The sequence below is a fragment of the Vibrio tapetis subsp. tapetis genome (assembly GCF_900233005.1).
Taxonomy (GTDB): domain Bacteria; phylum Pseudomonadota; class Gammaproteobacteria; order Enterobacterales; family Vibrionaceae; genus Vibrio; species Vibrio tapetis.
Genome location: NZ_LT960611.1, coordinates 493582 through 508201 on the forward strand (window position 1 = coordinate 493582; position 14620 = coordinate 508201).

At 42.0% G+C, this 14620-nt stretch carries 16 protein-coding genes and 4 pseudogenes; 16 read left to right on the forward strand and 4 right to left on the reverse strand.

Features of this window, described 5'->3' with window-relative positions; all coding sequences use genetic code 11:
* Positions 1-97: 97 nt before the first annotated feature.
* The 3 genes and pseudogenes from VTAP4600_RS02295 to VTAP4600_RS26130 form a co-directional block, all read right to left on the reverse strand.
* Positions 98-1297, reverse strand: coding sequence for an IS4 family transposase (locus tag VTAP4600_RS02295; RefSeq protein WP_102521312.1), 1200 nt, complete (start codon positions 1295-1297; stop codon positions 98-100).
* A gap of 139 nt (positions 1298-1436) precedes the next feature.
* Positions 1437-1632 (reverse strand): annotated as a pseudogene (locus tag VTAP4600_RS02300) (type II toxin-antitoxin system RelE/ParE family toxin).
* A pseudogene (locus VTAP4600_RS26130) lies at positions 1629-1913 on the reverse strand (damage-inducible protein J). The pseudogenes VTAP4600_RS02300 and VTAP4600_RS26130 overlap by 4 nt, the downstream one beginning before the upstream one ends.
* Positions 1914-2190: 277 nt before the next feature.
* Between VTAP4600_RS26130 and VTAP4600_RS02310 the strand changes: the two are divergent.
* From VTAP4600_RS02310 to VTAP4600_RS02375, 16 genes and pseudogenes are all read left to right on the forward strand, one after another.
* A complete protein-coding gene (locus tag VTAP4600_RS02310) occupies positions 2191-2718 on the forward strand; it encodes a hypothetical protein (protein ID WP_231897851.1) in 528 nt (175 codons plus the stop codon).
* A 725-nt stretch (positions 2719-3443) separates the two neighbouring features.
* A complete protein-coding gene (locus VTAP4600_RS02315; protein WP_102521313.1) occupies positions 3444-3746 on the forward strand; it encodes a hypothetical protein in 303 nt (100 codons plus the stop codon).
* A 240-nt stretch (positions 3747-3986) separates the two neighbouring features.
* Positions 3987-4313, forward strand: a pseudogene (locus tag VTAP4600_RS26135) (IS3-like element ISVisp1 family transposase); the annotation flags it as partial.
* Between the two features lie 16 nt (positions 4314-4329).
* Complete coding sequence (locus tag VTAP4600_RS26655) at positions 4330-4482, forward strand: hypothetical protein (RefSeq protein WP_172443050.1); 153 nt, start codon at positions 4330-4332, stop codon at positions 4480-4482.
* Between the two features lie 20 nt (positions 4483-4502).
* Complete coding sequence (locus VTAP4600_RS02320) at positions 4503-4976, forward strand: GrpB family protein (protein ID WP_102521314.1); 474 nt, start codon at positions 4503-4505, stop codon at positions 4974-4976.
* 290 nt (positions 4977-5266) lie between these two features.
* On the forward strand, positions 5267-5677 hold the full coding sequence (locus VTAP4600_RS02325; RefSeq protein WP_102521315.1) for a GNAT family N-acetyltransferase: 411 nt from the start codon (positions 5267-5269) through the stop codon (positions 5675-5677).
* A gap of 114 nt (positions 5678-5791) precedes the next feature.
* The gene (locus VTAP4600_RS02330) at positions 5792-6331 is read left to right on the forward strand and encodes a nucleotidyltransferase family protein (protein ID WP_102523870.1); all 540 of its coding nucleotides are present in this window, start codon (positions 5792-5794) and stop codon (positions 6329-6331) included.
* A 269-nt stretch (positions 6332-6600) separates the two neighbouring features.
* The gene (istA, locus tag VTAP4600_RS02335) at positions 6601-8133 is read left to right on the forward strand and encodes an IS21 family transposase (protein ID WP_102521316.1); all 1533 of its coding nucleotides are present in this window, start codon (positions 6601-6603) and stop codon (positions 8131-8133) included.
* 9 nt (positions 8134-8142) lie between these two features.
* Complete coding sequence (gene istB, locus VTAP4600_RS02340) at positions 8143-8883, forward strand: IS21-like element helper ATPase IstB (protein ID WP_102521317.1); 741 nt, start codon at positions 8143-8145, stop codon at positions 8881-8883.
* Positions 8884-9033: 150 nt separating this feature from the next.
* Positions 9034-9279, forward strand: coding sequence for a Rho-binding antiterminator (locus tag VTAP4600_RS02345; protein ID WP_102521318.1), 246 nt, complete (start codon positions 9034-9036; stop codon positions 9277-9279).
* 67 nt (positions 9280-9346) lie between these two features.
* Entirely contained in the window at positions 9347-9820 is a 474-nt protein-coding gene (locus tag VTAP4600_RS02350; RefSeq protein WP_102521319.1) for a DM13 domain-containing protein, read from the forward strand.
* A 498-nt stretch (positions 9821-10318) separates the two neighbouring features.
* Positions 10319-11086, forward strand: a complete 768-nt coding sequence (locus VTAP4600_RS02355; RefSeq protein ID WP_102521320.1) for a sulfite exporter TauE/SafE family protein — start codon at positions 10319-10321, stop codon at positions 11084-11086.
* 48 nt (positions 11087-11134) lie between these two features.
* Entirely contained in the window at positions 11135-11503 is a 369-nt protein-coding gene (locus tag VTAP4600_RS02360; RefSeq protein ID WP_102521321.1) for a VOC family protein, read from the forward strand.
* A gap of 83 nt (positions 11504-11586) precedes the next feature.
* Entirely contained in the window at positions 11587-12039 is a 453-nt protein-coding gene (locus tag VTAP4600_RS02365; RefSeq protein ID WP_102521322.1) for a GNAT family N-acetyltransferase, read from the forward strand.
* A gap of 32 nt (positions 12040-12071) precedes the next feature.
* Positions 12072-12625 (forward strand): annotated as a pseudogene (locus VTAP4600_RS02370) (GNAT family N-acetyltransferase).
* A gap of 131 nt (positions 12626-12756) precedes the next feature.
* Entirely contained in the window at positions 12757-13002 is a 246-nt protein-coding gene (locus VTAP4600_RS02375) for a DUF3297 family protein (protein WP_102521323.1), read from the forward strand.
* 149 nt (positions 13003-13151) lie between these two features.
* Here the strand turns inward: VTAP4600_RS02375 and VTAP4600_RS02380 are convergent, their stop codons facing one another.
* Entirely contained in the window at positions 13152-14546 is a 1395-nt protein-coding gene (locus VTAP4600_RS02380; RefSeq protein WP_231897852.1) for a sensor domain-containing diguanylate cyclase, read from the reverse strand.
* Between the last annotated feature and the right edge of the window lie 74 nt (positions 14547-14620).

The window sequence follows — 14620 nt, forward strand, 5'->3', positions numbered from 1 at the left end:
CGTGGCATTTTTGGTTCAAATTGGTTTGGTGTTTACGGTGCAATGCAGACAGTTCGGTTTCGTTGCTCACAACTTAAGCGGGCGCTGACGGATCCCCTCATAATTGCCCCAGTCCTGAGTTGTGCGTCAGCCTTTGATATTCGAACATACCCCATTGGTATTGAGACTCGTTAATTTTGTATCGCCGATGATTCCGCACTTCTCTTCCGAGTCGAGGAATTGATAGGACACGGCGATGTTTAATGCTGTTGGCTTGGAAGTCAAAATGCCATTTGGCTTGGACTGCGATGAGGCCATTCCACCACATCAATATTTCAGCGAGCAAAGCTATTAGAAGCAGGATATCTAACCTGTTAGTACTGCGAGTTCTATTGTGACGAAGTGCGATCCCATAAGCGGTACTTTTTAGGTCACGGAATGACTCTTCTATTTGCATACGCTTTGCGTACAGATTAGTAATTTGCACTTCATTTAAGATGTGTCGAGGGACGTTAGTCGCGAGTAACCACGGCTCTTTTGCGCTGCGTTGGTAAAGATGAGTAGCGGAGTGCTTTTGACTGGTTCTACTGTGGCGCTGGGCTTTTCGACCTTTCTCTAATCCTTTGTAAACATAGGCTTCACAAGGTATCGGCGCTCTTTTGGCTAATAAACAATGGCCAAGGTACTTTGGTTTATGTACGGCATTTGGATAAAAAGTTTTGTTTGAGACCCAAGGTTTATCCGGTTGTTTTATTGAGACTTCGCCTCGTACACGACCTAACCAAAACCAGCCTTTGTCCTGAACTTGTCGGAACCAGGTATTCCGAAAACCGGCATCAGAAACGATGATTGGGCAGGTTCTATTGGGCAAAATATCCTGCAATTTATCGAGGAATGATTGGTGGCTTTTAGGTGAGTTATATTGGCCATATTCAAAAACTTGCTCGAAGATTGTGATGGCTCGGCCATCCAGAGCAACGGATGATCTTAACGTCATATAACGAAGCTGCTCACGAACATCAGACCAATCAACAAGGACTACTGGGCAGGGATTCGCCCCCGTTATTAAGTGGGCATGCCATTTATAAATAAGGTCTTTTTCACGGTGGAGTTGGCGATTTCCAAGTAGCCTATCAACACGCTTAATTGCATGTTTTACCGTGGTATTCGTTTCTAGTTTACGACCTAGCTTAGTCAGGGTTAAATCAGAGCCATCAAGCACGCTCTTTGTGGCAAGTATCAGAGAATTAAGCCGTTTTTTGTGAATCGAGGGGCATTGGTTTTGTAAGGTTTGCTGTAGAATCTGAATATCGCGCATCGTGAGCCCATTTGATCAAAATGTGTGTTTGGCGATATTCATTAGATCAAAGGCGGCGGTGCGCGTCTACCTCATTGTTTTTATGGTTAATTATGAGGGGATTCGCAAGAGTAAAGCGTTAGTTTCCCAATGCCGGAGGTTAGCTCGTCGGAAATTTTTGCTTTTGATGTAGCACGCGCATGATACGGATGATGTCACCTTCAACCCAGTAGGAGATGATCATCGAAATCTCTGGAATGATCAGTAGTCGCCCTCGTATTCCATCACGCTGACCCCCATAAAAACTCAAAGATCTTCTCGCGATTGTTCAGAGATTCCTCATCCCACAAAATCATTGAGTACCTCGATTACGGATTCTTGCTTTACGTTCTTCCATCTGAGGCCTAGCTGTTTCGTGGCTAACAAAAACGGCTTTACCTGAGTCATAGTTCTCAAATGCAAGGTTTATTTGTTCTGTTAATCAAGCATCATGCGATAATGTTTTTCTTTGTTGTTCAGCTAGTTGCTCAGTGAGTTCACGGCAAGCATCGCTAAGTGTTCGACCTTGGCTCTCAGCCATCTGCTGTGCTAGGCGTTTGGTCTCTTCATCAACACGAAATTGAATTTTAGTGTCCATGACATATTCCTTTTAGATGTGTGTGTACAAATGTTAGCACTACGCTTTGAGTCGGGTAACTAACAATCGCTTCAAGTTGATTCGCAACGCGTGGCATTTTTGGTTCAAATTGGTTTAGTGTTTACGGTGCAATGCAGGAAGTCCGCTTTCGTTGCTCACAACTGAGGCGAGCGTTAGCTCTCTTGTGAAATTAGTCGCATTTTCTCTAAGTTCAAATATGTCAATAGAATAGTCATATATTATCGTCTGATTCAATGACAACAATGGAGGATGATAAATGACTAATTTTGTAAAACAATTAAAATATGAACTACCAAAGTCTAATACGGAAGCACTGTTTAAGCTTGCATCTGTGTTAGATATTCCAAAGCATCATATCCAAGGTGATCATCTGTTGATTGCACAGTCGATGGCTGGAACAATACTTTATCGAAGCTTAGATAATCAGTCAAAACAGCAGGTTATGCGATTGATTTCGAGGCTTTCATCTGGTCATTTAAAAAGTAGACTAATAACAAAATGTACTGATGTGTTAGTTAATCCGCAATGGGGTGAGTGGTCTTTAACTACTAGTGAACTAAAGGAAGTATTACAGCTCCATAATGATTTTAATCGATGGTCAAGTCTTCTGGGTGCTAATCCAGGAGCATATGGAGTTGGTGGATCAGCTTGGAGTATTGTTAAGCAAGGTGCAAGTACTGGAAACGTAGTCGTTCTTATCGTATCAATCGCTTTAATAGGTATCCATGAGTTTTCTTATAAAGAAACACAAAAATATGCACGTGAATTGGAACGGAGGAAGTAATCCATGAGGTTGAGCTTCTCCTATTTGCTGTTTTACTGCGTACTAATCGTTGCCGGAATTTATATAAATGACTTCTTTTCGATCAAACCATTATATGCAAATAATCTACTGGTGTTAGTTGTTAGCGCGTTTGTTGCGAGTAGAATCTCTGGTGTTGAGAGAGGGTTATCAAAAGAGAAATATATTCTAAGTGTCATATCTGGGCTTTCTTATTCAATAACATCATATTTAATCGTAGAGCTAAGTTCATTAACATCAATTACTGCCCTAGAGTTTGCAAGTGCTTTGCTGGTTGCTTCACTTTCAATCATTTTGCTTTCTCGGTTTAATATGATTTGAATGCGAGAAAGCTAATAAGGCAATCAAGGTGACGTGTTACACTCGGCATTTTGGGTATGAAGTTCGGGCGCCTTGTTAGCTCAGTAGGGCGCACCTTATCGCAGGCGTTAAATGGCTCGCGTATTACGCAGTTAACCTTATATATTTTAATTGGTGTACGTTGTTATTATTTATTTCCACTTTCAAAAGTTGAAGTCAGTGAGTAATCAAAAGCGTACTGCATTTTTGTGAACAATAAGCTTTCAACTCGATGTGCAATAGTTAAGCTGGATAGCAACGTGTGCCATTTTTGGTTCAAATCAGTTTGGTGTTTACGGTGCAATGCAGAAAATTCGATTTCATTGCTTGCAATTTAAGCTAGCGTTAGGCCTCTCAAGGAAATACATATGTCACTTTGGGTCTTAGTTCCTATTTCATTTATTCACATTACAGTCGGAGGAGCGATTGGTTTTTGGTTGCTTTTTTTGGGTTGTGCAGACCGTGGTGTTACGGTTTCCAAGCTCACTAATGATATTTGTGTAGCTTTGTGGTTTGCATATAGTGCCTCGTTAGTCTTAAGCGTTGTCTTAATTGCTTATTTTTACCTTACAGGAAGTCAATCTTCATACTATTGGTGGTACGCAATGCCTTGGATTTTTTTGGTGGTGCTTATTGTTTACTGGAGAGTGTCGACTTTCAAGTTAGCCTAATAAATGGCTCAAACAGACAGCTAATGTATTGCATTTTTAGTTTGGTGAGTTTGGTGAGTTTGGTGATTACGTGGCTTTGCTTGAGTTTCGCGGTACTTAGCTGCTATATAGTTAGCTGCTATATAGCAAAGCGTTATAATTCAGTAACAAGCACGGGGAAAAATGAACAAGGAACCGTTGGCAAAAGAAATCTACAACATTTCGAATATTTGAAGTGAATTTTGACTTCGCTCTGGTATCTCTGCCACAGAGTCATTAGATATCCATCCTTACATGCTATCGAGGTGACGTAAGGTGTATCGTGAAGGGATTATTGTGGGAGATAAGCGCAAGAAAAGCCATTACCTAAGTCAAGGTCGGAATCTAGTCGAATTGCAGAGCTTGAGCGTAAAAATGAACCGCTGAAGCTGGAGGATGATTTGCTAAAAAAAGTGGCAACGATTCGCGGCTGAAGAAAATCGACGAAATTTGGATTCATAGCGAAGTATAAAACCCACCTCCCAATCGTATTGATGTGTAAATCCTCAACTGTTTCTAGATCTGGTTATTACGCTTGGAATCGTAGGGATACTAGTCATTACTAATGATCTCAAAAAGAGTTGCTCATCAATATCCAGAGGGCATTCGACGAGAGCAAGGGGAATATATGGGAGCCAGTGAGTACATGCAGATCTTAGGCGAAAAGGCGATGTTTAATGCTGTTGGCTTGGAAGTCAAAATGCCTTTTGGGAGATAAAATGCCTTTTGGGAGATAATATGAAGTTTTATAGCGCCGACGAATATCAGGTGTTTTGCGAAGAACGGTATCGAAAATATCAAGGTGAGATACAGGCTTTACTGCCATATGCGGTGGTTGAGCATATAGGCGCTTCGTCAATACCAAAGGCTGTTTCTAAAGGTGATCTAGATATATTTATAGGGGTTAATGGCAAAGACCTTGAGAACGCTGTGAAGACTCTTACAATTTTAGGTTTCGAAGAAAAAGCCGATACGTTGAGGACGGCCGAGCTCTGTATGTTGGAAAGTTCCTCAGGTGATGATGTCGCGTTTCAAATAGTTGCTAATGGCTCAGAATTTGAGTGTTTTTTGCGGTTTAGGGATAAACTCCGTAGAAATCCCTCTTTAGTTCAACAATACAATGAACTCAAAATGTCTTGTGTTGGCTGGTCTCGAGATCAATATCGCCTAAAAAAATCAGCTTTTGTAGAGCACGTTTTAGAACAGGCGTAACAAGTCGCTCATAACCCATGGCTCTTTTAGTTTGGTTTCGGTTTATCTATTGTAGTGTTGTTAGTTCTTGGGGTGACTTTAGGCTTGCTCACTTGGTCGCTGTCTGAATATAGGCATAAGACGAAAAAACAATAACGCACATAACAAGTACTACGACCTGATCGTGTAGTTGACCCCAACGAGTAGACCTCGCCTGCAGCCTCATCCGATCTTCCAAATATCTTGATGACTGTTTATTTATACAGTTGTGTCGTGTATGCTCCAAAAGATTGTCAAAAGGAGTGGTTTACATGAATATTACATATGAAGAAAACGTCCCACGCCCGGATGAATTTTGTGCAATGCGTGTGACAGCAGGCTTATCACCAAAGTCTTTAAAGGCTGCGACCATTGCATTACCAAATAGCCTGTATGGAATTTCAGTGCGAGATAGTGGTGTATTGATTGCAATGGGGCGTGTCGTTGGTGATGGTGCGTGTAACTTTGAGGTTGTGGATGTAGCCGTTAATCCAACTTATCAAGGTAAAGGCCTAGGAAGAAATGTTATGGAGTATATAGACAACTATTTATCACAAGTTGCTTTAGAAGGTTCGTATGTTTCAATGATTGCGGACGAACCAGCGTTTTACCAAAAGTTGGGATACAAGCTTGTTTCTCCATCCTGTCAAGGCATGACAAAGAAGTTCAAACCGCACGTATAACAAGTATTCTCACTGAAACTTCCCCCAATTTTAATGGTTAGGGCGTTCTAAACTTGGTCTTTCCATTTACTTGATTGAGTGTATTTAATGAATAATGGGTACGGCGTAAAGGACATGGATAGAATTGTAAGATTAATTAAGCAAGATACATTGCGGGTGTTAGCTCTTGAGTGTGTATATGAACTCAATTTGCCCCAATGCTATTTAGCGGCTGGTTTTGTTCGAAATTTAATTTGGGATCATCTTCATCAAAAACAATCTCCGACCTTATTAAATGATCTTGATGTGATCTATTTCGATCTTAACGAGCGTGATACGAATAGGTATCTAGAATATGAAGCCAAGCTGCATGAGATGATGCCTCAAGTTAACTGGCAAGTACGAAATCAAGCTAACATGCATGAACGTAATGGTGATAATCCCTATCTTAGCTCGATTGATGCAATGGGTTATTGGCCTGAGAAAGAAACGGCGGTTGCCATTCGTAAGCTAATTGATGGTAATTATGAGTGTGTGTCAGCATTTGGCTTTGAATCTTTGTTCAATTTACAAGTTACGCATAATCCGAAGCGTCACCGAGATGTTTTTGACCATCGTGTAACCTCAAAAGGTTGGTTGGCTCAATGGCCTGCGTTGAGAGTCGTGCGACCCTAATATATCCACAGAGGATCACGACATGCATTGCCTGCGTCTCTGCGTATTTCGGAGCATTGCGATCACCTATTTCGGCATTATCCGATCACCTGTTTCGGTTTAAACCGATCGCTCATTCCGCAATAATCCGATCACTTTAGCCCAAACTCCGAAATGGGCGATCGGAATAGCGAAATCACTGATCGGATACTCCGAAACCCTCCCTTTTTCTCTTTTAAATCAACCAGTCGCTATCCTTGTTAGTAGTCGTATACAACTAGGAAGTGATGATGCCAAAAAAGAGAACACCAATGACAAAAATCAAAGAGGTTTTACGCCTTAAATTCGAGTGCGGATTGTCACACAGAAATATCGCTTCCTGTCTGAAAATTGGTTGTGCGACCGTATCTGAAATCATCAGTCGTTTTAATCAAAGCCAAATAGGTTGGCCGCTCCCTGATAGTTGTTCAGATACAGAGTTAACCAATGCGCTTTATCACCCAAAAGGAGCGAATAAAGCCAAAGCGATGCCAAACTTCGCTAACTGTTGTACGGAACTAAAAAGAAAAGGCATGACGAAACTGCTGTTGTGGGAAGAATATTACGAGCAATATCAGGAGCGAGCCTACGCTTATACTCAGTTCTGTGAACATTACATGCGTTGGTTAAAGAAGCAGAAGCGTAGCATGCGACAGACCCACATCGCAGGTGACAAGCTGTTCATTGATTACTGTGGCCCAACGATCCCAGTCGTTAACCCTGACACGGGAGAGATCCGTCATGCCCAGGTTTTTGTTGCCACTCTTGGTGCATCCAATTATACCTACGTGGAAGCAAGTGAGAGTCAAAAACTAGAACACTGGCTGGAAGCCCATGCCAATGCCTTCGAACACTCCGGCGGGGTTCCAAGGTTGTTAGTCCCTGATAACCTGCGTTCGGCTGTCACTAAACATGACCGCTATGAACCTCAGCTCAACGATAGTTACCAGAAACTATCTAACCATTACCAGACGGCTGTCATGCCTGCTCGACCATACAAACCTAAAGACAAAGCAAAAGCTGAAAATGCAGTGCTCATTGTTGAGCGTTGGATAATGATGCGACTACGACACAATACCTTCCACACGTTCAAAGAGTTAAACCTAGCCATCCGTGAGCTAATGAATGATTTGAACCAAAGGGAAATGAAACAGCTAGGAGCCAGCCGTCAGGCACTGTTCGAGCAGTTAGATAAACCAGCATTGAGACCACTTCCAATCCAACGCTACATCTATACCGAAACTAAGCGGGCGAAAGTTGGGCCTGACTACCACATAGAGTACAGAAAACATTACTACTCTGTGCCTCACCAGTTAGTGGGACAACATGTTGAACTTGAAGCCACTTCCCGCTTGATACGCATTTATTATCAAGGAAACCTAGTCTCACAACATCCATGTAGCCCAAAAGAACGAGGGATAAGCACTTACCCCGAACACATGCCCAGCAACCATCGGTATCAGAAATGGTCTCCTGAACGATTATTGCGCTGGGGAGAACATATTGGCGCTGCAACTCGTGAAATGGTGAATGTTCAATTGATGAAAAAGGCACACCCTGAACAAGCTTATCGTAGCTGTCTTGGCTTATTGAACCTGAGTAAAAAATACGGTGATGTTCGTCTAGAGCAAGCCTGTAAGGATGCGCTTCTAATCAATAAACCCTATCTTAAGTTCGTCAAAAACTTGTTAGTAAACCATCGGGAAGGCCAACTCTCATCAGAAACTCAAACCACACCCAACATAGAGCACAGCAATGTTCGTGGCCCTGACTTTTACCACTAGGAGTACGTAATGAACCAGATAAATGAACAACTAAAAGCACTTCGCCTTGGTCATGCAGCACAAGCTTTAGAGCAGCAACGTGAGCAGCTATCCACTTACGCAGAGCTAGCGTTCGAAGAAAGGTTAAGCTTACTTCTAGAGAGTGAGTTGATGGACCGAAACCAAACTAAGATCCAAAGGCTCAAGCGACAAGCCAAGCTCAGAGTAGATGCGCAGGCAAGCCAAATTATTTACAAAGAAGGGCGAGGTCTAATGCGGAGTCAGATGAGTGAACTTCTGACAGGAATCTATCTGCACAAACATCAAAATATCTTGATCACTGGCCCTACAGGAGCAGGAAAAACCTATATCGCTTGCGCTTTATCGGCTCAGGCTTGCGAGCAGCAACATAGCGTTCGATATTACCGTTTGAGTCGCTTACTGGATGATCTAAGTTCAGGCCGTCTTGACGGCACATATCAAAAACAGCTACTGGCACTATCGAAAAAAGGCTTACTCGTCCTAGATGACTGGGGAATGGAAAAGCTCACTCAGGATCATGCAGGTCATTTACTGGAGTTACTTGAAGACAGATATCAGGTCAGCAGCACGATGATGATAAGCCAACTTCCTGTAAAAGAATGGTACAACATGATAGGTAACGCCACGGTTGCTGATGCTGTTTTAGACCGATTAATCCATAACAGCCACCGATTAGAACTAGGAGGGGAATCAATGAGAAAACTGGCGCAATCCGATCAGTTAGAGTAAAACTAGAGGTAGAGAAAAACGGCAGGGTCAGGTGATCGGATTAAACCGAAACGCCCGATCGGAATCGCCGAAATACGCAGTCTCTCGAGATAATTGCAATCAGTACTATTCAAGCTTACATTAAGTGTTCAATTATCAAAGGTGAGTCTTATGATAAGTTGCAGTGAATACGATTATATAGAAATAGTGTGCCTATATCGCTACCCCATTCGATTAACGATGAAAGCCGGTGAACCTGTAGAGGGGGTGGCACTTGACACGTTACGAAATGAACAACGCAATGAATGCATTAAAGTCGATGTCGGTGAGGATGGTCAACTCATTGAACTGTCAAAGATTTTGAAACTAGAAGTTCTCATTGAGAACCCACATTTTACAGAAATTACTTTTCAATAAACTCCAGTGAATGCGAACGTTCACACTTCATTACCTAATTCTAACTAGTCAGGGACGTACTTTTAAAATGAGAAAGATTGCAATACTTTTGGTTACTCACTTGTCTGTCGGTGTATTTGGCTTTGTGCTAGGGATTTATATGTTGCCCATTTTGATTGCGCCTACATCGCCCACTCAGTCGGAAGTGAGTAACCTGTCATCTCATGCGCAATATTCGGCCACATTCGTAAGAGATCTCAAAGACAGCGATTCATTTCATTGGGGAGAAGGGCAGGTTTCTCTTGGTTCTGACGTCATATCATTGATGGGTAGCCTAGCACCTGGCCCTGATTATAAGCTTTACCTCTCAACTGAGTTTGTCGAAACTGAAGATGACTTTAATCGGTTAAAATTCAATATGGCACTGGTGGGAGATGTTAAGACCTTTGAAAACTTTGTTGTTGAAGTTCCACAAAATATTCAAATAGCTGATTACAACACGGTTATTGTTTGGTGTGAGACATTTGGAGAGTTTATAACGGCAGCCAAATACAGGGAGTAGCTTTCACGTACAAGGGCTAAGTTAAACGTGTATGCCGCCATTTTTTGCCGTTTGCCGTTTGCCGTTTGCTGTTGCTTCTTGATTGAGGAGTCGATCGGAAAGCGCAGTAATACAACCAATAATGATATGTGCGAACGGTAAAGATGTTCGGCTATACATGCCAATAAATTGGTAGTGAGTAAAATTAAGGAGCAATTGAGATGAAATTTATTTGGTTGAAAGTCGCGATAACCGTGCTGGTATTTGCGAGTTTGTTCGGCGTCGTTTATTACAAAGTGTCTACGGGCGGTATTTAGTTTAATAAGGTGCTATACAGCCGTTAGATGTTGTAATTATGCACGTAACTGCTGGGTTTGTTACTATGTCTCACTTTAATAATGTAGCTGTATAAATGAACAGTTATTTCTTGTTTGTGCTATTTCATGCGTGTAAGCTAATCAAAAGCATGGCAATGGTACAAGCCGAAAAATAGCGAGGGCAAATTGGAGTAAGTGAGTTATGGAAGATTTTCTTTTACTTTTTATTGCAGGGTTAGCGGGTGGTATTCTAAATTCTATCGCGGGTGGTGGCAGCTTTATTACGTTTCCTGCGCTTATATTTGTCGGAGTTCCTCCGCTTGTTGCTAATGCTACCAATACATTTGCGTCTTGTGCCGGTTATTTAAGTGGCGCGTATGCATTCAGGCATCAGTTGCGTAATCACAAAAAAGAGATTGCCTTAACTATTTTGCTTAGTTCAATCGGTGGCGCATTCGGTGCGTTTTGGCTATTGAATACATCTGAAGCGGCATTTCAGCAAGCAATCCCTTGGCTTCTTTTGTTCGCGTCTGTGTTATTTATGTTTGGTTCAAAAGCCAATACCTGGTTACAAGAACATACTGCAAAGTACAAGTACGCCTCTAAAATTAAACCTTTAATATTACCTCTTACTTTATTGGGTGTGAGTACGTATGGTGGCTTTTTTAATGCTGGTTTAGGTATTATTGTATTGAGCTATTTGGCGTTGTGTGGCCACGTTAATATTAACATCATGAATGGAATAAAGTTGGTCGTTTCATCTGCTGTTTCTGTTATCGCTATCATTCTGTTTGTTCTAAATGGCTCCATCGCGTGGTTTGAAGGAAGCGTTGTATTAGTGGGGACATTGATTGGGGGCTATTATTCAGCTTTTGTTTCCATGAAGCTGCCTCAACAATATATCAGGTCGTTTGTGATTCTAATGAGTTGCGTCATTACCGGTTATTTCTTCTATGTAACGTATGCTTAATAATGTATTTCAACCTTATTTATTCGAATAGTTCGTAAGGAAAAGTTAATGATTTTAAACCACGTGTCTGTGGGCACTAAAAATATAATAACAGCAGTAAGATTCTACGATGCGGTTTTGGCAACGCTCTCTATTCAACGAGCCCACTATATTGAAGGTGTTACGGCAGCATACGGTGAACAGTTTGAATTTTGGGTCGGTAGCCCGAACGAAGGCCAAGCGTCCATGGGAAATGGTTCACATATCGCATTTAATGCTCTAAACAAAGAAGCCGTTGATCACTTTTATTCAGTTGCGATTGAACAAGGTGGCACGTGCGAAGGCAAGCCAGGTTTTCGCCCTGAATATGGTGAAACCTACTATGCTGCATTTGTTCGCGACTTAGATGGGAACAAAATTGAAGCGGTTGCAATGTGATTTAAATCCGTTTTGACAGCGAGTCAATGGGTTGTGTAACATGTGTTATTGTTCTAATTATCATGGTCTTGAAGGGGTTTGGCATGAACATCACCTGTGAAGCTGGGACAATAGATCACGTTATCGCGATTAACCATCAGATCCCTGAGTTTGACGATCGAACAACCTTTAACTATTTAGCATCAAGACTCACGAATACGTGCCACTTGATCTTGATCGCAAAAGTCGATGATGTCCCCGTCGCTTATAAAATTGGTTATGCACTGTCTGACAGCGAGTTTTACAGCTGGTTAGGTGGGGTTGTTCCTCGTTATAGAAAGCAGGGTATTGCGACCATATTGCGAGAGAATCAAGAATCGTGGGCTTTTAACTCCGGTTACTCGTCTATCAGCGTTAAGTCGATGAATCAATACCCGGCAATGCTTCAATTGCTTATATCGAGTGGTTATCAAATTAACGGTTATGAGGACAATGGCACAAAAGAAAATAGCAAGATCCAATTCATAAAAACGTTGTTACCTCAACGCTCTATATAATGACTCAGCAAGCGACCAATAAAGGAAAATATATGTTTACACTGGATGTAGATGGTGAATTAAAGCTAGCGCTTGTCCAGCCATCATTTGCTAAGAACTACTTGGAAATCGTCACGGCACAGCAGGAATACTTGTCAGAATGGTTAGTTTGGCCCCCTCATGGAAACTCAGAGGCTTTCTTTCTAGCCTTCATTCGTAAGTCTTTACTTGAATATTCGGAAGGGAAGGGAAGGGGATGGTTTGTGCCATGATCTACCATGATGAATTGGTTGGGAATATTAGTTTCAATTCAATCGATCATAATTTGAAAGTAGCAGAAATTGGTTATTGGCTGAGTGAGAAACAGCAAGGGAAGGGGATTATTACTCGTTCTGTATCGAAACTGATTAATATGGCTTTTTCAGATCTTGGTATGGACAAAGTACAGATTGCCGCTGGTGAAGGTAATGCCCCGAGCAGAGCGGTATGTGAACGTTTGGGAATGAAATTAGAAGGCATTATCACCAACAGAGAAAACCTTAATGGCCGAGTGATCAACCATGCGATTTATGGCCTTTCAAAAAGTGATGCGGTTACTTCTGGTTGATATAAAAACAACGGCAGACAACCGGGACACTCTGAGCTGAAGAACATCAATACTTGAGAGCTATCAACGCTTGAGGCCTAAGGCTAATTTGACTACAATGGCGCACTTTTTATTATCTATAGAGCATGAACATGACAGACACATCTAAACCAACACTACCGGATCACCTAGCAGGTAACCCTCGTAGCCCGCATCATGTCGCTGAATGTTTTGAGCATCAAATCGGTATCCGCCTAAATGGTAAAGAGCGCTCTGATGTTGAAGAATACTGTATCAGTGAAGGCTGGGTTAAAATCCCATCACCAAAAGCGTTAGATCGCCGTGGCCAGCCAATGTTGATCACCTTAAAAGGCACAGTGGAAGCGTACTACGTTTAATCGTATAGCCTTTTCGCTTTAGCGTATTCGTAATACGTGCGCTAAACCTTATATTCAGCACATAGAATTGTTTGGTTCTATGTGCTGATTTTTATTTGTCAGTTGAACGCTAAATAAACGAAGAGTTATTTGATTTAAAAGCGTCTGGCTTAACTGAACTCAATTCTATCTCGACCTTTATCTTTTGCTCGATACAATGCATTGTCGGCCCTGCTGATTAAACTTCCTGCATTGTCATTTTTAATCAGTTGAGCGACTCCGACACTTACCGTTAGCGGTATCATTTCACCTTCGAAATCAATGCCTTTTTCTTTGAGCTTGACCAGTAATCGGTTGAGTAATATTTCGACCCCGGCTTTGTTGGTATTAGGATAAATAGCGAGAAATTCTTCGCCGCCCCAGCGCCCATAGACGTCGTCTGCCCGGCAAAACTCAGAAACAAGTCGAGAGAAGTATTTAAGTGCAGCGTCTCCGGCATTGTGGCCAAAATTATCGTTAATGGCTTTGAAGTGATCAAAATCGAAAATCGCCACCACCAGATCTTTTTCGTATTGGAGTGAGAGGCTGACTTGTTTTTTTAGAATGCACTCCGTACAGCCTCGATTAGCAAGTTGAGTTAAAGCATCGGTATTCGCCACCACTTTTAGTTGATCATGAGCGTGTTTTAAGGCGCTAATATCATTGTTTCTTGCCAGTTCATGTCCAACCCATTCGGCAAACATTCTCACTAACTCAACATCTTGCCCAGTAAAAGAACGCGTAGATTCCGGGCTAGAGAAGTTGAGCGTGCCAAACCTCTTTCCATCAACAAAGATTGGAGCGCCTAAGTAGGCTTCTAACCCAAAATTACTAAAACACGGATGAGTGGCGATCCTGCTGTGTGAAACATGGTTAAAGCCTTGAACATCATTGGCTTGGTAAACGTGGCTACAGTAGGTTGCCCCAAGGTCAAACGTTAATCCACTGTCCAGTGCGTCATCAGGGTGGACGGCATATTGAATGACGTATTTTTGGTTATCAATCTTACTGAATATGCCGATAGGTAAACCGAAATGCTCACAGCCTAAATTCAAAATGGCTTTGACGCGTTGTTCAAAGTTCAAGTCTCGTGAGGATGTAATGGTGTGCAGTTTGTTAAGCGCGACTTCGGCGGCGACTCTATTGGAAACATCTTTGATGATGGCTACGAAGAATTGTGGTTTGCCGTCTTGATCCTTGATAGCGCCACCAGACAACTGACCCTTGAAAATGTGGCCATCTGAATTTTTGTAATCGACGGTGTCGGTTGATTCTGAATAATTTGTGTGGGCGTTAAAGCGGCGCAGTCCTTGTTTATCATAATCACTGTCGTGGGCATAAAGAACAATGGTGCTTTTTCCCACAACATCGTTGTTACTGTATCCAAACAAATCTCTTGCCGCTGGGTTCATATAAACGAATTGGCGCGCCAAATTTGAAACTATGATGGGCGTATCTATATGTTCAAATACCAGTTGCACGGTCGCTATATCTAGCCCGGTTGTGTCAGTAAAAGTCATGCCCATACTCAGCTAGCTCCTTGATTAACGCCATTTCTGACGGATACCCATTTAATAAGTATCTTTCAAAATGAGCAATT